This is a genomic window from Solirubrobacter pauli (genome assembly GCF_003633755.1).
In the GTDB taxonomy this organism is placed as follows: domain Bacteria; phylum Actinomycetota; class Thermoleophilia; order Solirubrobacterales; family Solirubrobacteraceae; genus Solirubrobacter; species Solirubrobacter pauli.
Window position 1 is genome coordinate 871,564 of sequence record NZ_RBIL01000001.1, and the last position, 16,998, is coordinate 888,561.

Consider the following 16,998-nt stretch of genomic DNA (forward strand, 5'->3'; position numbering starts at 1 on the left):
CTTTGCGCGCGTGGACCTCCCCGCCCATGCCCGCGCCGTGCTCGGCGGCCCGGACTTCCTGGCCCGGCGCGTCGCGGGCTCGCAGTCCGACCCGCAGCAGCGCTGGATGCTCGCCCGCCCGCGGGACCTTCGCCGGTCGTTCCTGCACGAGGTCGTCGAAGGCGGCGGCGACCAGGAGCGCTGGATGCTGCTGCAGAGCGACGAGGTCTGCCGATCGTTCGCGGACGAGGTCCTGTCCGAGTCGGACACACCCGACCGCCAGGCGATCTGGCTGCTGCGCCAGCCGCGCGGCGTGCGCCAGTCCTACGTGCGCGACGTGCTCGACGCGTAGAGCGCCTCCCTGACCTTGCGCTGCACGGCGCCGGGGGGATGTACCGCGTGCCCGGCAGGCGCGGGTTCACGAGCGGTCGCGGAAGTTGCGCCACCTTTTCCACGCGACAGGTGGGGAAGTGATCGGTCGCGGGGCATGGTTCGATGGTCGCGTCTCCGGCTGTCACGAAACAAGACGCGACTGCCACAACCTCGTGACTTCTCAGATGAGAACCGGTGTCGCCTACCGGACAGCGTGTCCTGAGTCCGCAGAAGCGCGGGCTAGTCTCGGACGCCAAGGAGCCGGGACGGCTGGGGAGTTTGTCCCGGAAGCACTCAACGCCGGGAGGCGTACATGCGGAGAGTTGCAGCCGGGCTGGGGAGCCTGGCGATTGCTGCTGGGCTGGCGACGGCGGTCGCGCTGGACGCGAACGCGGCCCCGCCGGTCGGGACGACGCAGCAGGGAGGCCAGCCGGTCATCAGCGATGACCTGCCGAACCCGGTCGAGGAGAAGCGGCGGGAGCTGCGCGCGGAGGCGATCCAGGACGTGCTCACGGGGCGCGCGAAGGTCGAGCAGCGCGGGGCCAGCAAGGTGGTCAAGGTGGGCAAGACCGGGGCGCCGACCGCGCAGGCCGAGGAGGATCAGTACGTCGAGCTCGCGCGCGAGAAGACGGACAAGATCTTCGTCGTGCTCGCCGAGTTCGGGAACGAGCGGGCGCCGCAGTACCCGGACCAGGACACGAACAAGAACATCCCGGGCCCGACGACGTGGAACGGGCCGGCGCACAACCAGATCCCGGCGCCGGACCGGGCGAACGACAACAGCACGGTGTGGCAGCCGAGCTACGACAAGGCGCACTACGAGCAGGTCTACTTCGGTGACGGCGAGCTCGCGGACTCCGTGAAGTCCTACTACGAGCGCCAGAGCTCGGGCCGGTACAGCGTCGAGGGCCAGGTCACCGACTGGGTGAAGGTCCGCTACAACGAGGCGCGCTACGGCCGCTCGGGCGGCTTCCCGTGCGGGGACAACGTGTGCGACAACACGTGGGCGCTGATCAAGGACGCGATCGACACGTGGGTCGCCGACCAGAAGGCCAAGGGCCGCACCGACGCGGACATCAAGGCCGACCTGCAGTCCTATGACCAATGGGACCGCAACGACTTCGACCACGACGGCAACTTCAACGAGCCCGACGGGTACATCGACCACTTCCAGATCGTCCACGCCGGCGGCGACGAGGCCGACGGCGACCCGCACCAGGGTGAGGACGCGATCTGGTCGCACCGCTGGAAGGCCTTCCAGGGCACGGGCGAGGGCCCGGCCGGCAACAAGGACGGCGGCACCCAGATCGGCACGACCGGCCTGTGGGTCGCCGACTACACGATCCAGCCGGAGAACGGCGGCGTGTCCGTGTTCGCGCACGAGTACGGCCACGACCTCGGCCTGCCGGACCACTACGACACCGCGGGCGGCCCGGACAACGCCGTCAACTGGTGGACGCTGATGGCCCAGAGCCGCGCGTCGGCGCCGGAGGACCAGGCGATCGGCACGCGCGCCGCGGACCTGGGCGCGTGGGACAAGCTGCAGCTCGGCTGGCTCGACTACGAGATCGTCCCGGCGGGCCAGAACCGCACGCTGGACCTCGGCCCGCACGAGTACAACAGCGCGAAGGCGCAGGGCGTCGTCGTGCCGCTGCCGCAGAAGACGGTCAGCCACGACGTCGGCGCGCCCGCCGCGGGCGCCAAGCAGTGGTGGTCGGGCACGGGCAACGACCTCGACAACACGCTCACGCGCTCGGTCGCGGTCCCCGCGGGCACGACCACGCTGACCTTCCAGGCCCGCTGGAACATCGAGGACTGCGGCACCACGCCGTGCGACTACGGCTACGTCGAGGTCGACGACGGCACCGGCTTCAAGGCGATCGCCGGCAGCATCACCAAGGCCGCCGAGAAGAGCGGCATCGACGGCTTTCAGGCGACGTACGTGCCGGCCACGTTCGACCTGTCCGCCTACGCGGGGAAGACGATCCAGCTGCGCCTGCGGTACAAGACCGACGGCGCGGCCGAGGGCCAGAACCCGAACGTCGAGGCGGGCTTCTTCGCCGACGAGATCAAGGTCACCAACGGCACCACCACGGTGTTCAGCGACGGCGCCGAATCCGGCACCAACGGCTGGACGGCGAACGGCTGGACGACGGTCGCCGGCGCCTTCGAGACCAAGCACGACCACTTCTACATCGCCTCCAACCGCACGTACGCGTCCTACGACCAGTACCTGCAGACCGGCCCGTACAACTTCGGGTTCCCGAGCCGGCCGGACTGGACGGAGCACTTCCCGTACCAGAACGGCCTGCTCGTCTCCTACTGGGACACCAGCCAGGGCGACAACAACGAGTCCGAGCACCCGGGCCAGGGCCTGATCCTCCCGATCGACGCGAACCCGCGGCCGATCTACCGCCTCGACGGCAAGCCGTGGCGCGGGCGGGTCCAGACCTACGACGCCCCGTTCGGGCTCGAGAAGTCCGACTCGTTCACCCTGCACGCGCAGGAGACCGGCGCCGCCAGCTACATCCGCGGCCAGGCCGCCGTGCCCACCTTCGACGACCGCAAGGAGTACTGGGATCCGGCGCTCCCGACGGTCGGCGTGAAGGTGCCGCACGTGGGCGTCCAGATCCGCGTGACGCAGCAGAGCGGCACCTCCATGCGCGTCCGCGTCAGCGGGACGCCCGGCACCTAGCGCACACGCCCCGCGAGTGCCCTCGGCCGCCTGGCCGAGGGCGCCCGCCCGGGCCACCAGGCCCGCTGCCCGACCAGCGCGGTGACCGCCGGCACGAGCACGGAGGACACCACGAGCGAGGCGAGCAGGATCCCGAACGCCATCGCGAAGCCCATCTGCCGGGCCGACTGATCCGGCTCGAGCATGAGCGTCCCGAACGAGGTCGCGAGCACCAGCCCGGCGGCCGCGATCGCGGGTGCCACGCGGCGCACGGCCTCGGCGACCGCCTCACGCGGCGACCGGCCGGCGAGCATCTCCTCGCGCAGCCGCGCGGTCATGAGGATGTTGTAGTCCGTGCCCAGCGCGACCACGAACAGGAACAGCACCAACGGCAGCGTGAACGCCACGCCGTCCGCCCCGCCGAGCACCTGGAACACCAGGACCGACGCGCCGAGCGTCGCCGCGAACTCCAGCGCGACCGCCGCCAGCAGGTAGGCGGGCGCCACCACGCTGCGCAGCATCACGACCAGGATCAGGCCGATCAGCCCCGCGGCCAGCGGGAAGATCAGCCGCAGGTCGTGGTCGATCGCGTCGCTGACGTCCGCGAACACCGCGGCGTTGCCGGCGACCATCACCGTCGCGTGAGCCGGCGCCGCGCCGTGGGCGGCGTCACGCAGCGGGCCGCGGGCGACCGCCATGCCGGCAGCGCTCGTGGCCTCGTCGTCGAGCGCGACGTCGAGCTGCGCGCCACGCCGATCGGGCGTCAGCACGGGCTCGCCCGCGCTGCCGACGCCGTCGACCGCGCCCAGCGCCTGCCGCAACGGCGCGAGCTCGCCCACCGTCAGCGGATGGTCGGCGCGCACATAGACCGGCTGCAGGTCGGTGGCACCGCGGGGCAGCGTCGCGGCGATCTCGTCCGCGGTGCGCGACGCGGCCGTCGACGGACCGCTGGAGCCGAGGTCGTAGTTGGACTGCGTCCCGAGCGCGGCGGCGGCGAGCGCGACGAGGACGGCGGTGACCGCCAGCGCCGTGCGACCGGGATGCGCCGCGATGCGGACGCCGAGCCGCTCGGCGGGACCGCCGACCGGCTCCTGCTGCCAGCGCTTGGACGGCCAGAACAGCACGCGGCCGGACACCGCGGCGATCGCCGGCATCAGCGTCACGCCGGCCGCCAGCATCACCAGCACGGAGATCGCGACGGCCGGGCCGAGCACGCGGAACTGGCCGAACTGCGCGATGCCGAGCGTCGCGAACGCGGCCACGATCGCCAGCGCCGCCGACGCGATCACCGGTCCGACGCGACCGGCGGCGTGCCGGGCCGCCGTGCGCTTGTCCTCCCCCAGCCGCAGCCGCTCGCGCAGGCGGAAGAGCAGGAACAGGAAGTAGTCGATGCCGACGCCGACGAGCACGACGGTGATCAGCTGCGGCGTGCCCGTGTCGAGCTTGAAGCCGAAGACGAGCGCCGCCGTGACGACGAGGCCGGTGGCCGCGCCGCTGACGACGACGATCGCCAGCAACGGGATGACCGCCGCCAGCACGCCGCGGAAGAACAGCAGGCTCAGCCCGAGCACCGCGGCGAACAGCAGCACCGACGCCACGTACTGGCTGACCTCGCTCGCCTTCGCCGCGTCGGCGACCGACGCGATGCCGCCGGTGAAGCCGGCCCGCAGGTCGTGCGCGGCAGCCTGGTCGGCGATGTGGTCGCGGAGCTGGCGATACGCCCCGAGCGCGACCGGGTCGGTGGTGTTGGCCTGCCACTGCACGCCGGCGAGCTGGAACCGCCCGTCGGGCGCGACGGGACCGGCGGAGACGCCCAGCACCTTGCCCGCGCGGTCGCCGAGGCCGAACGGCTCGGCCTCGCCCTTCAGTGGCTCGAGGTCAGGCCGCCAGCGCGGTATGTCCCGCGTGATCGACGCGACCGCGGCACGATCGGCGGCGGTGAGCCGGGCGCCGTCGGCGCGCGCCAGCAGCACGGTGGCGGTCGTCGTGCCTTCACGGGCGTCGAACGCGTCGCGGGCGTACCGCAGCGCCGCCGCCGACTCGGACTGCTTGGGCAGGAACTGGGCGGTGGCGTCGGTGGTGACGCTGTACGACTGCCACGCGCCGATCACGCTCAGCGACAGGCCGAGCACGATCCAGGTGGCGATGACGCGCTTCGGGCGGAAGGTGGCGTAGTTGAGGATCCGGGCCAGCATCGTGGCTCCTTGCGGTGGATGGGGAGGTCGTCCTCATCGTGGGTCGCGGCGGCCGTGCCGGCATCGGCGGCGCGACGGGTTCACGCTCCGTCGAAAGTCGGAGGCGCTGTGGCGCGGACGCACCTAGGCTGGAGCCATGAGCTGGGTCCGACCGACGCGCGCCGACCTCCTGCTGGCCGGGGTCGCGACGCTGTTCGGGGTCGTGTCGGTGCTGATCGTCCACCCCGCACCGGGCAGCGGCGTGCGCCGCGACGCGGACGTGTGGGCCGTCGCGTTCGCGGTCCTGGCGACCGCTCCGCTCGCACTGCGCCGGGCCGCCCCGCTGCTGACGGTCGCCGCGACCGGCCTCGGGCTCGTCCTCGCCTCCGCCCGCGGCTACCCGATCGCCGCCGCCGGCCTGGGGCCCGCCCTCGCGACCACGTCGGCCGCCTACCTGACCGACCGCCGCGGCACGATCGTGGCGGCGGTGACCTTCCTCGTGACCGCGGAGACGAGCACCGCGCTCGCGCTGCGCGGCGACGCGCTGCAGAGCGTGCAGCTCGCGACGGTCGTGGTGATCGGCGTGCTCGCGGCCGCGGTCGGCGACATCCTGCGCACGCTGCGCGCGCGCAACGCCGAGCTGGACGCGCTGCGGACGATCGAGGCGCGGGAGGCGGTCGCGCAGGAGCGCGTCCGGATCGCGCGTGACGTGCACGACGTCGTCGGCCACGCGCTGGCGGGGATCGCGCTGCAGGCGCGGGCCGGGCGCCGGCTGCTCGAGCGCGACACGGCTCGCGCCGGGGAGGCGCTGCGGGAGATCGACGAGCTGGCCACGCGCGCGCTCGGCGAGACGCGCGACGCGATCGGCCGCATCCGCATGCCCGACCAGCCGGCCGAGCTGCAGCCGCAACCGCGCCTCGACGACCTCGACGAGCTCGTCGCCCGGCTCCACGACGACGAGCTCGAGGTCCGGCTGCGGCGCGAGGGCGACGCGGCCGCCGTGCCGCCGTTCGTGCAGGCGTCCGCGTACCGGATCGTGCAGGAGGCGCTCAACAACGTGGTCAAGCACGCCCGCCCGGCCCACGCCGTCGTGACCGTCGCCGCGCGCGCCGACGGCATGGTCGAGATCGACGTGCGCGACGACGGCCGCCGCCCCGCCGCCGACGACGGCCGTGGCCACGGGCTGCGCGGCATGCGCGAGCGGGCGGCCCAGCACGGCGGCTCGCTGGAGGCCGGCCCGGCACCGGACGGCGGCTGGCGCGTGCACGCGCGGCTGCCGGCCGGAGGACGGGGCGCCCGATGATCAAGGTGCTGATCGCCGACGACCAGGCGATCGTCCGCGGCGGCTTCCGCGTGCTGCTCGAGTCCGAGCCCGACCTGGAGGTGGTCGGCGAGGCCGAGGACGGCGAGCAGGCCGTCGCGCTGGCCCGGCGCCGCGCGGCCGACGTCGTGCTGATGGACGTGCGCATGCCGCGGCTCGACGGCCTGGCGGCGACCCGGCGGCTCGCCGGCCCGGACGTCGCGCCCGAGGACCGCGTCGACGTGATCGTCGTCACCACGTTCGACCTCGACGAGTACGTGTTCGGCGCGCTGCGCGCCGGCGCCGCGGGGTTCCTGCTCAAGGACGCCCAGCCGGAGGTGCTCGTCGACGCCATCCGCGCCGTCGCGGACGGCAAGGGCCTCGTCGACCCTGACGTGACGCGCCGCCTGATCGCCCGCTTCGCCGAGCTCGCGCCCGACCCGAGCCGGGCGGCCGCGCTGGCGGCACTGAGCGAACGCGAGCGCGAGGTGCTGCTCCAGGTCGCGAGCGGACGCAGCAACGCCGAGATCGCCCGCGCCCTGACCGTCGAGGAGTCGACGGTCAAGACGCACGTCAGCGCGGTGCTGGCCAAGCTCGGCCTGCGCAGCCGCGTCCAGGCCGTGATCCTGGCCTACGAGAGCGGGCTCGTCACGCCTGGCGGCCGCCTCACTGGCTGAAGCGCAGCATGTTCCCCGACGGATCGCGGAACGCGCAGTCGCGCACGCCGTAGGGCTGGTCGAACGGCTCCTGCAGCACCTCGCCGCCCGCCGCCTGGATGCGCTCGAACGTCGCGTCCACGTCGTCGGTCTTGAAGTTCACCGCGCGCAGGAAGCCCTTGGCGAGCAGCTCGCTCATCGCCTCACGATCGGCCGCGGGCGCGTTCGGATCGGCGAGCGGCGGCTCGAGCACGATGCTGACGTCGGGCTGGTTCGGCGGGCCGACGGTGACCCAGCGCATGTTCTCGTAGGAGACGTCGTTGCGGACCTCGAGGCCGAGGACGTCGCGGTAGAAGGGCAACGCCTGCTCGTGGTCGTGCACGGCGATGAAGCACTGCGCGATGTTGATGCTCATGGACCGCAAGCTACCGGCGGCCCGCGGCCTTGGCTTCTCCATTTCTGACCGGTCGCGTGTTGACCTTGGCGATGCACGGCGCGATCTCCGCGCTGTCGTCATGGTCGCGGGCGCGGTAGGCGCTCGGCGTCTCCCCCACGAGCTCGGTGAAGCGCGTGCTGAAGGATCCGAGCGACGTGCACCCGACCTCGAAGCAGATCTCGGTGACCGACAGGTCGCCGCGCCGCAGCAGCGCCTTCGCGCGCTCGATCCGGCGCGTCATCAGGTACGAGTGCGGCGTCTCGCCGTAGGCCGCGCGGAAGCTGCGCGAGAAGTGCCCCGGGGACATCAGCGCGACGCGAGCGAGCGCCGGCACGTCGAGCGGCTGCGCGTAGTCGCGGTCCATCGTGTCGCGCGCCTGGCGCAGCCGGCGGATGTCGTCGAGCTCCATCTAAGCCCCTTCGACCTCGCCCCAGGGCGCGCGCCGCAGCGCCGCCTCGAAGTCCGCGCGCGTGTGCACCGGCTCGCCATGGGAGACGAGCACGTGCTCGAACGGCAGGCCGAGCATCGCGGTGAGCGCGGGCAGCACGCGCGTCTCGTGGAACGGCGTCGTCCACACGCGCAGCTCGCCGTCCGGCGCGGTCAGGCCGTCGGCGAACACCAGCGCCCGCTGCTCGGGGAGGTAGAGCGGCGTCTCGAGCATGTTGCGCCCGTCGTCGAGCGCGACGATCCCGCCCGGCAGGACGTCGCCGGGACGTACCGGCGCGAGGTCGGTCCGCGGGATGTCGTCGGGCCAGAACATCAGCGGGCCGTGCGCGCGAGCGTCGTACCAGCGCACGAACAGGTCGACGTCGCGCACGTGGTCGGGCTTCATGACGACGACGTGGTCGACCGCGTCGATCCGGTCCCAGACGGCGCGCTCGCGCGGGTGTGGCGCGAGCGGGTCGAGCAGGATCTCCACTCCGCCCGAGCGCACGGCGAACGACGCCACCTCGGGGTTCCAGTCGTCGTTGTCCGGCGTCCACGCCGGATGGGGCTGGCGCCACAGCCACAGGCCGTCCGCCACGTCGCGTACCTCGACGCTCATGCCGGAGACTCTACGTGCGCGATGTCGCCGAGGGCGCGCCAGATCAGCGCGAGGATCAGGGCGGAGCCGGCGAAAGCGAACCAGAACGGCGCGGTCACGCCGCCCAGGCGTGCGACGACGCCACCGATCGCCTGGCCGACGAGGATGCCGCCGAACATCGCGACGCCGTAGACGCTGCCGGCGCGGCCCTGCAGCTCGGTCGGCACGGCGCGCATCCGCACGGCGGTGGACAACGTCCCCCAGACGAAGGCCTCCGCGCCGAACACGACCATGATCGCCATCGCCACCCAGGCGGTGGTCGTGAGCGCCAGCCCGAGATGCGTGAGCGTCTCGAGGACCAGCACGGCGCGCATCAACGTCGCGAGCCGCGCGCGGCGCTCCAGCCAGCCGTAGCCCAGCGTCCCCGCGATCCCGCCGACGGCCACGAACGTCGACAGCAGCCCGAATCCGACCGCACCCAGCCCGAGCCGCTGCGTCGCGTAGAGCACGAGCACCGCCCACGCCGCGCCGTAGGTGACGTTGAAGGCGACGATCGTCAGCGTGAGCGTGCGCACCGGCGGGTGCTGCCAGACCCAGCTGAAGCCCTCCCCCACCTCGCGCAGGAGGTGCGCCTCCGGGGCGGCGCGCTCGTAGCCCGGGACGCGCATCCGCGCGACCATCAGCGCGGCGAACACGAGCAGGACCGCGCAGGCGAAGAACGGGACGGCCGTGCCGGCGGCGAACAGGAACGCGCCGACGGCCGGGCCGACGAGCTGGTTGGCGGTGAGGAAGCACGCCATCAGCCGGGCGGCGCCGACGCCGAGGTCGTCGCGGTCGACGACCATCGGCAGCAGCGTCTGGGACGCGTTGTCGGCGAACACCTCCGCCACGCCGAGCGCGAGCAGGGCGACGAGCGTGATGACGACGTGCCCGCTGTCGACGAGCAGCGCGGCCGCGAGCACGACCAGCACCAGCACCCGCAGCAGGTCGGAGATGACCAGCATCGCGCGCCGGTCGACCCGGTCGGCCAGCGCGCCCGCGTAGAGGCCGAACAGCAGCCACGGGAGCCGCTGCAGCAGCGCGCCGAGCGCCACCAGCAGCGGGTCCTGCGTCTGCGAGGCGATCAGCAGCGGCCCAGCGGCGACCGTGATGCCGTCGCCGAGGTTGCTCAGCCAGGTGGACCCGATCAGCCACCGGAAGGCCAGGCCCATCCGGGCCGGCAGCGCTGCTTCGAGGACCCCCACCGCCCTCCGAGGCTACGCAGCCCCGATGAGCTCCGCGCGGGTGAGCGCGGTGTCCTCGTCGGCGATCACCTCCGTCGCGTCCGCCTCGATCCCGTCCAGGGCCTGGCGGACGACGTCCGCGGGGTCGTTCAACGGGCCGTCGTAGCCGGCCATCATGTCCGTGTCGGTTCCGCTCAGGTACAGGCCGGTGACGAGCGCGTCGGGCAGCTCGAGCCGGACGCCGTTGGTGAGGCTCCACTCGGCCGCCTTCGACGCCGCGTAGCCGTTCGCGCCCACGTAGTTGAGCCAGGACAGGCGCGAGTTGACGTTGAGGATCGCCCGCGCCGACGCGAACGCGCGGATCACGTGCAGCGTGCCGAAGAAGTTCGTCTCCATCTCGCGCCGGATCGCGTCCACGTCGCCGGTGACGAAGTTCTGGTGCAGGCTGATGCCGGCGTTGTTGATCAGCACCTCGACGCCGGTGGCGGTCGCGGCGGCGCGCGCGACCGACTCGGGGTCGGTGATGTCGAGCTGGATCGGGACCACGCCGGGGAGGTCGATCGCCTCGGGGTTGCGGGCGGCGGCGTAGACGGTGCTCGCGCCGCGCTCGAGCAGCTGCTGGGCGAAGTGGCGGCCGAGGCCGCGGTTGGCGCCCGTGACGAGGGCGGTGGTGCCGTTGAGGTTCATGACTTCGCAGGCTACGCTGGGATATGAGCCATTCAATGACTATTAGCGGCGAATCCATATCCATATGACTCAGGCAGACGTGCTCGAAGATGTGCTGGCCGTCACCGGCGTACGCGGCGTGCTCGGCGCGCGGATCGACGCCGGGGACGACTGGGCGTGGCACGCGTGCGAGGTCTCCACCGCCGCGTTCCACGCCGTCACGCACGGCAGCGCGTGGTTCAGCGTCGCGGGCGGCGAGCCGTTCGAGCTGCGCGCCGGCGACGTGATCCTGCTCCCCCACGGCACCGAGCACGCGCTCGGCAGCGACCCGCGGGTGCTGGAGCGGACGTCGTCGATGGCCGAGGACGCCGGCGCGGGCGTCTACCGGATCGGCTCGGGCGCCACGCGCGCCCACATCCTGTGCGCGCACTACGAGTACGACACGCCGCCGTTCGCGTCGCTGCCCGACCTGGTCGTGCTGCGCGGCGCCGACGAGCTGGAGGACACGCTGCGGCTGATCGCGCGCGAGCTCGTCGACCCACGCCCGGCGACCGCCGTGATCCTCAACAGCATGGTCGACGTGCTGCTCGTCCAGCTGCTGCGGGCGTGGCTGCCGACGCAGCCGTCGTGGCTCGGCGCGCTGCGCGACCCGGTGGTCGGCGCGGCCGTCGCCAAGCTCCACGCCGACCCGGCGCGCGACTGGACCACCGCGACCCTGGCCCGCGAGACCGCGGTCTCACGGGCCACCTTGACACGCCGCTTCGCGTCCACGCTCGGAGAGTCACCGGGCGCGTACCTCACGCGCTGGCGGATGGACCTCGCGGCGCGCCGCCTCCGCGACAGCGACGACAGCCTGGAGCAGGTCGCCGCCGCGGTCGGATACACCTCGGTCTACGCGTTCAGCCGCGCGTTCAGCCGCGCCCGCGCGGTCCCGCCGGGGCGGTTCCGCGCGGCCGCGCGGGTCTAGCTACGAGACGCCGGAGAGGCTCCACATGCCCGTGCGGGCGGCCTTCGTGATGTCCGGCCCGGTCGGGCCCTGGCCCCAGAAGTAGTCGCCGATGTTGGTGACGCCGCCGGCGCCGACGTTGCCGATCGAGCGGTAGCGGATGCCGGACGGCTCCTTGATCTGGGCCATCAGCGCCCACGCGTTGCGCACCGGGAAGGCCGGCAGGCCGAGCTGCGGGAACAGCAGCTGGGCGAACGTGCGGCCCGTGCCGCCGTCGACGCAGATCGCGTTCGTGTGGAAGCCGTTCATCATGTGCAGGCCGTTGATGGCGCCACCCCAGCGGGCGAGCTGGTCCATGCTGCCGTTGGTGTCACGCAGCACCTGGCAGGACTCGAGCTGCAGCCACTCGAGGTCGCCGTTGCCCCAGTCGGCGTCGCCCGGGACGATCCACTTGTCGTCGTGCGTCGTGTTCTTGAACGTGAAGCCGTTCGGGTTGCCGTGGCCGGTGTACCAGGTGGCGTCCACGTTGTCGACGTAGCTGCTGTCGGTGCCGCCGGCGGAGCCCTTCTTGAAGTCCCGCTCCCACGCGCTCGTGCCGTGGAACTGGAACGCGGTCGGGACGCCGCGGGCCGCCATCGCGTTGCGGAACCCGAAGCCCGAGTCCTGCGCGCACTGCCACTCGTCGACGGTCTGCTCGACGCCGACGTCGACCGGCCCGATCGCGAGCTTGCCGAAGCCGCCGCCACCCGGGATCGACTGGCCCTTGACCGAGCCGTCGCCGGCAAAGCTCGCCGTGGCGGTCGACGTGAGGCCGTTGGCGTCGGTGACGGTGAGCGTCAGCGCCTCGCCGACGAGCTTGTCGCGCGCGTCACGGACGTAGTCGACCGCCGCGCCCTCGTTGCGCTCGATCACGGTCGTCGAGGAGGACCACTTGAAGCGGTACGGCGCGGTGCCGCCGGTCGCGGTCGCGACGCCGCGCACGGAGCCGTCGCCGAGCTTGGCCTCGAGCGTCGCCGTCGGCGCGCTGCCCTTGACGGCGGGCAGGAGCAGGTTGGCCTGCTGCTCGTCACCGCCGATCGGGTTGCAGGTGTAGACGGGGAAGATCTGCTTCGCGGAGCCGAGCGCCGGCGCGTGGTAGCCAAGCGTCGGCGTGTCCTGGCGGACCTTGTCGCCGTAGAGCGCGGCGCAACCCTTGGCCGCCTCGTCGACGGCGATGATCGCGACGGTCGCGCCCGGCTTGAGCCGCCGGTTCGCGCTGGTGAGCTGCGTGAGCTTGCCGTCGGGCCCGTAGGCGGCGCGGAGCTTGGCGCCGGGACCGGTGAGCGGCAGGCCGCCGAGCGTCTGCTCGAACGACACCGACGTGTCGAGCTTGTAGCTGGCCGTCGGGCGGCCGTTGGCGTCGGCGAGGTCGAGCTCGGTGTGCGACACGGTCGGCTTGAGCCCGACGACGTCGCCGTCGACGCCGACGTAGTCCATGAAGATCGGGACGCGCTTGAGCACGTCGTCGTCCGGCAGCGGCCGCAGGCGCTTGAGCGCGTCCGTGTCCAGCGCCTGCGAGGTCGTCGCCCGGCCGGATTCGTCCTTGCCGGTCGCGACCGTCTTCTGCGGCACCTTCGCGAACTCCGGGCTCGCGTAGATGTAGCTGCCGTCGGGCTGCAACGCGCCCTCGACGCCGAGCGTGGCGTCGAGGCGCTTGGCCTGGTCGGCCGTGAGGCCCTCCTGCACGACGTCGTAGATCGTGGCGCGCTCTTGGGCGAACGCACCGGGCACGGCGAACATCAGGACGCCCGCGGCGAGCGCGGGCACGGCCATCCAGGACCGGGAGGACATTGGGCGAAGCTCCTTGGGGAGGTGGGACATACGCCGGACCAGAGCGCGTCCCCGGCGCCCTGATACGCCGCCGTCCAGCGCACCAAGATCCTGCCAATGTCGCTCCAAGGATCAGAGCGCAGAGTTCCGGTCGCGGCGGGCGGTTCCCCCCGGATCGCCCGCCGCGTGATCAGCCGCGACCGATGTACGGCATCGAGGTCGCCATGACGGTCATCGTCTGGACGTTCGCGTCCAGCGGCAGCGACGCCATGTAGGCCACCGCGCGGCCCACGTGCGCGACGTCCATCGTCGGCTCCGGCGCGAGCGAGCCGTCGGCCTGCAACACGCCGCCGATCATGCGCGCGGTCATCTCCGTCGCCGCGTTGCCGATGTCCAGCTGGCCGCAGGCGATGTCGAACGCGCGGCCTTCGAGCGCGAGCGACTTCGTCAGCCCGGTCACCGCATGCTTGGTCGCGTTGTAGGCGATCGCCTGCGGGCGCGGCACGTGGGCCGAGAGCGAGCCGTTGTTGATGATCCGGCCGCCGCGCGGGTCCTGCTCGGCCATCGCCCGGAACGCGGCCTGGGCGCACAGGAACGCGCCGGTGAGGTTGACGTCGACGACGGCCCGCCACTCGTCGTAGGCGATCTCGGTGACGGGCTTGGTCAACCCGGCGCCCGCGTTGTTGAACAGCAGGTCCACGCGCCCGTACGCCTGCAGCGTCTTCGTGAACAGGGACGCGACGGAGTCGGGGTCCGTGACGTCGGTGGGGACGGCGAGCCCGCTCGCGTCCCCGATGGTCTCCTGCAGCGGTGCCTCGCGCCGGCCCGCCGCGACGACGGTCCAGCCGTCCGCGATCAGCGCCTGCGCGGCGGCCCGGCCGATGCCCGATCCGGCACCCGTGACGACAGCGATCATGGGTGCCGGATCGTACGCGCCTCAGGGCGTCGTGGTCGCCAGCGTGAGCGTGACCGTGCGCGTGTACTCGCCGGCGCGCAGCGGATCGTCGGCGCCGACGTGCTGCTTGAACGTCACCGCCACGCGGTCGTTGCTGACCGGCGCCGCCCACGTCGCCCTCGCCAGCTCGACGACGAGCGGCGAGGCCAGGGAGAACGGGCCGTTGACCAGATGGCCGGGGTCGACGACGCTGAGCCGCGCGTCGCCCGCAGACGAGGTGACCGTGGCGACCGTTCCCGCGGTGTAGTCGCGCTCGACGCCGGGCGTGAAGGGCGTGAACGTCGCGGGACCGTCGAGCGTCAGCGACAGCACCGACGGCACGGTCGCGCGGACCGTCGCGGGCGCGGTGTGCGGCAGCACGTGGTCCTTCGTCACCGGCGCGAACGGGTCGTCGGCCTTGCCCGTCCACGCCTGCAGGGTCAGCGTCGCGGTCTGGTTGCCGCCGTCGGTGCCGTTCGTGGCCAGGTAGTAGAGCCCGTCACCGAGCGCCTGGATGCCGACGTCCGCCTTCTGGCGCCAGCCGCGGATGCCGGTCGCGGCGTCGAGCAGGCCGTCCGCGGCGAGCGGGAGGAGCCGGCCCTGCTCGCCGCTCAGGCCGCGCAGCACGCTCAGCACCGGCGGCGACGTCGCGTCCACCGCGAACAGGCCGTAGTTCGGGTACTGCGGCTTGGTGCCGGTGTAGACGCCGAGGAACCAGCGCGCGAGCCACGGGTCGTACTCGAGGGTCTGGACGCCGTACGTGGTGTTGCCCGTGAAGACGAAGAACTTGCCGTCGGGCGCGGCGGGGCCTTCGCGGTGCGGCGCCGACTCCACCAGCGGGCGCTCGAAGCGCTTCCAGCCGGCGGTGTCGTACTGCAGCAGCACCTGGTGGTCGTTGTCGGCGCGCGACGTGTTCGCGTAGACGCCGTAGGCGACGGTCAGCCGCTGCGGCCCGCCGGTGGTGCCGAACGTCGGCCCGAAGGCGACGCCGTCGATGCCGCTCGAGCCGTAGCGGTGGTCAGGCGTGTTGGCCGTGTCGCCGTCGAAGACGCCGTTGCCGTCGAGGTCGGCGGTGAAGTCGTCGACGACCTCCGCCAGGTGCACCGTCGAGACGATCGGCGAGCTCTGCGCGCTCATCCCGACCCGGTCGATCTGGTCGACGTCGAAGATCGCGATGTAGAACGCCTTGGCCGCCTTGTACTCGAGCGAGCCGTACACGCGCCCGTCGGCCGGGTCGAAGTCGAGGTCGCCGAGGTGCCCGGTGAAGCCACCGACGGTGCCGACGACGTTGCCGGCGAAGTCCGTCTTGACCAGCAGGTTCGTGAACGAGTAGTAGATGAACCGCTTGGCCGGGTCGACCGCGATGCCCTGCACGTGCCCGCTCGGCCAGGCGCCGCCGCTCACCTGCAGCTTGTAGCCGCCGACGGTCACGGCGCCGCGCATGGTCCGCACCGACGCGGCCGGGCCGGCGAGCCCGTCGCCGCCGACGGCGCGCACGCGCAGCACCTGCTCGCTCTCGGGCAAGCCGGTGAACGTGTGGCTGAGCGCGTCCACGCGCTGCCACGCCCCGTCGCCGGCCGCGACCTCGTAGTGGCTGATCGTGCCCTGGGCCGGCGCCGTCCACGTGATCGTGGCGGTGTCGGCGACCTCGCTCAGCTTGACGTCCCGCGGTGCGGTCGGCGCGAGCGGCTGCGCCGCGAGCTCGACCACCTTGACGTCGTCGAACTGCACGGTCGAGTTGTTGATCACGAACCCGAACGCGCCGCCCGTCCGGCGCAGGTTGGTGGCGCTGAGCGCCGGCTTGCCGTCGAGCGTGACCGCGAGCTGCGTGCCGTGGACCTCGATCGCCAGCCGGTGGTCCGCGCCAGTGCCGATCGCGACCGGCGCCGGGCCGACCGGGCTCGACGCGTAGGCGCCGCCCTTGGCCGCGGCCTGCGCGAGCTCCAGCCCGTTGGTGGCGACCGTGTTGCTGCGCGCGACGAGCACCGCGCCATAGTCGTCGGCCGCGTGGTAGTCGACGCCGACGTTGAGCCACCGCGCCGGGTCCGCGACCGCCACGAAGCGCACCGTCGCCTCGACGCGGAAGTCCGACGGCGCGGCGGGCCCGAACGCGATCCGCGCCCGCGCGCTGGTGGTCGTCGCCTGCAGGCGACCGCCTGAGACCTTCCAGTCGCCGAGCACGGACGTCCAGCCCGCGGGCAGCGTGCCCGCGGAGAAGCTCTCGTCGACGAGCACGCGCTCCTGCGCGCCCGCCGCGGGGGCGGCGAGCACGGTGATGGCGGCGAGCGTCGCGCCCGCCAGAGACCTCATCCTGTTCACGCGTGGCGACGCTAGGCGCGGCCGTAAGGGGACTTGGGACGAAGCTGTGAACGAGGTAAGGGGTGGGTGCCCGGAGCGCGCACCATCCGCCTGATGTGAGGGGTGCGTCTCAGCACGATCATGGCTCTCATGTTCAACCAGCTCACACGACGCAAGGAGATCCCCGTGACGCACTCCACGCTGCGGATCCGCCAGGCCCGCCACTCGGACGCGGCCGCGCTCGAGCGGCTGGCCGCCCTGGACTCCAGCCGCATGCCGCACGGCGACGTGCTGCTCGCCGAGGTCGGCGACGAGCTGTGGGCCGCGCTGTCGCTCGACGACGGCCACGCCGTCGCCGACCCGCTGCGCCCGAGCGCCGACGCCGTGCTGCTGCTCGGCCAGCGCGGCCGTCAGCTGCGCCGGCGCGCGCGCCGTGGCGCGCACGCCCGCTTGCGCTTCGCCTGACCAATCCGTGCATGCGGCGCCGAGCGGCTATAAGCTCGGCGC

15 protein-coding genes are annotated in these 16,998 nt (G+C 72.8%); 6 read left to right on the forward strand and 9 right to left on the reverse strand.

Annotation, left to right across the window (positions count from 1 at the left end):
- The first annotated feature begins 10 nt into the window (after nucleotides 1–10).
- The gene (locus tag C8N24_RS03960) at nucleotides 11–331 is read left to right on the forward strand and encodes a hypothetical protein (protein WP_121248219.1); all 321 of its coding nucleotides are present in this window, start codon (nucleotides 11–13) and stop codon (nucleotides 329–331) included.
- A 333-nt stretch (nucleotides 332–664) separates the two neighbouring features.
- Nucleotides 665–3,046 (forward strand): immune inhibitor A domain-containing protein, encoded by a 2,382-nt coding sequence (locus C8N24_RS03965; protein ID WP_121248221.1) that lies wholly within the window; start codon nucleotides 665–667, stop codon nucleotides 3,044–3,046.
- Here the strand turns inward: C8N24_RS03965 and C8N24_RS03970 are convergent.
- Nucleotides 3,043–5,220, reverse strand: coding sequence for an MMPL family transporter (locus C8N24_RS03970; RefSeq protein ID WP_121248223.1), 2,178 nt, complete (start codon nucleotides 5,218–5,220; stop codon nucleotides 3,043–3,045). The two genes, C8N24_RS03965 and C8N24_RS03970, sit on opposite strands and share 4 nt — an antisense overlap.
- A gap of 136 nt (nucleotides 5,221–5,356) precedes the next feature.
- Here C8N24_RS03970 and C8N24_RS03975 point away from each other — a divergent pair, with 136 nt between their 5' ends.
- Nucleotides 5,357–6,502, forward strand: coding sequence for a sensor histidine kinase (locus C8N24_RS03975; RefSeq protein ID WP_121248225.1), 1,146 nt, complete (start codon nucleotides 5,357–5,359; stop codon nucleotides 6,500–6,502).
- On the forward strand, nucleotides 6,499–7,176 hold the full coding sequence (locus tag C8N24_RS03980) for a response regulator (protein WP_121248227.1): 678 nt from the start codon (nucleotides 6,499–6,501) through the stop codon (nucleotides 7,174–7,176). The genes C8N24_RS03975 and C8N24_RS03980 overlap by 4 nt, the downstream gene beginning before the upstream one ends.
- Here C8N24_RS03980 and C8N24_RS03985 read toward each other — a convergent pair.
- Genes C8N24_RS03985 through C8N24_RS04005 form a run of 5 tightly spaced genes read right to left on the reverse strand, consistent with a single transcriptional unit; the run spans nucleotide 7,166 to nucleotide 10,525 of the window.
- Nucleotides 7,166–7,570 (reverse strand): VOC family protein, encoded by a 405-nt coding sequence (locus tag C8N24_RS03985; protein WP_121252912.1) that lies wholly within the window; start codon nucleotides 7,568–7,570, stop codon nucleotides 7,166–7,168. The genes C8N24_RS03980 and C8N24_RS03985 overlap by 11 nt on opposite strands.
- A gap of 10 nt (nucleotides 7,571–7,580) precedes the next feature.
- Nucleotides 7,581–8,000, reverse strand: a complete 420-nt coding sequence (locus C8N24_RS03990; protein ID WP_121248229.1) for a helix-turn-helix transcriptional regulator — start codon at nucleotides 7,998–8,000, stop codon at nucleotides 7,581–7,583.
- Nucleotides 8,001–8,636: a hypothetical protein gene (locus C8N24_RS03995; protein WP_121248231.1), complete on the reverse strand. Its 636-nt coding sequence runs from the start codon at nucleotides 8,634–8,636 to the stop codon at nucleotides 8,001–8,003.
- Nucleotides 8,633–9,826, reverse strand: coding sequence for an MFS transporter (locus C8N24_RS04000; protein WP_121248233.1), 1,194 nt, complete (start codon nucleotides 9,824–9,826; stop codon nucleotides 8,633–8,635). Before C8N24_RS04000 ends, C8N24_RS03995 begins: the two co-directional genes overlap by 4 nt.
- A gap of 45 nt (nucleotides 9,827–9,871) precedes the next feature.
- On the reverse strand, nucleotides 9,872–10,525 hold the full coding sequence (locus C8N24_RS04005; RefSeq protein ID WP_121248235.1) for an SDR family oxidoreductase: 654 nt from the start codon (nucleotides 10,523–10,525) through the stop codon (nucleotides 9,872–9,874).
- 64 nt (nucleotides 10,526–10,589) lie between these two features.
- Between C8N24_RS04005 and C8N24_RS04010 the strand changes: the two genes are divergently transcribed.
- Nucleotides 10,590–11,471 carry an AraC family transcriptional regulator gene (locus tag C8N24_RS04010; RefSeq protein ID WP_121248237.1) on the forward strand — a complete coding sequence of 294 codons (882 nt, stop codon included), beginning with the start codon at nucleotides 10,590–10,592 and terminating at the stop codon, nucleotides 11,469–11,471.
- On the opposite strand, the gene C8N24_RS04015 is transcribed toward C8N24_RS04010, so the two are convergent.
- From C8N24_RS04015 to C8N24_RS34575, 3 genes are all read right to left on the reverse strand, one after another.
- Nucleotides 11,472–13,280: a DUF6345 domain-containing protein gene (locus C8N24_RS04015; RefSeq protein WP_147447631.1), complete on the reverse strand. Its 1,809-nt coding sequence runs from the start codon at nucleotides 13,278–13,280 to the stop codon at nucleotides 11,472–11,474.
- Nucleotides 13,281–13,449: 169 nt separating this feature from the next.
- A complete protein-coding gene (locus tag C8N24_RS04020) occupies nucleotides 13,450–14,175 on the reverse strand; it encodes an SDR family oxidoreductase (protein WP_121248241.1) in 726 nt (241 codons plus the stop codon).
- 21 nt (nucleotides 14,176–14,196) lie between these two features.
- Complete coding sequence (locus tag C8N24_RS34575; RefSeq protein WP_211339832.1) at nucleotides 14,197–16,503, reverse strand: fibronectin type III domain-containing protein; 2,307 nt, start codon at nucleotides 16,501–16,503, stop codon at nucleotides 14,197–14,199.
- A 138-nt stretch (nucleotides 16,504–16,641) separates the two neighbouring features.
- Between C8N24_RS34575 and C8N24_RS04030 the strand changes: the two genes are divergently transcribed.
- The gene (locus tag C8N24_RS04030) at nucleotides 16,642–16,956 is read left to right on the forward strand and encodes a hypothetical protein (RefSeq protein WP_121248243.1); all 315 of its coding nucleotides are present in this window, start codon (nucleotides 16,642–16,644) and stop codon (nucleotides 16,954–16,956) included.
- Nucleotides 16,957–16,998 lie beyond the last annotated feature (42 nt).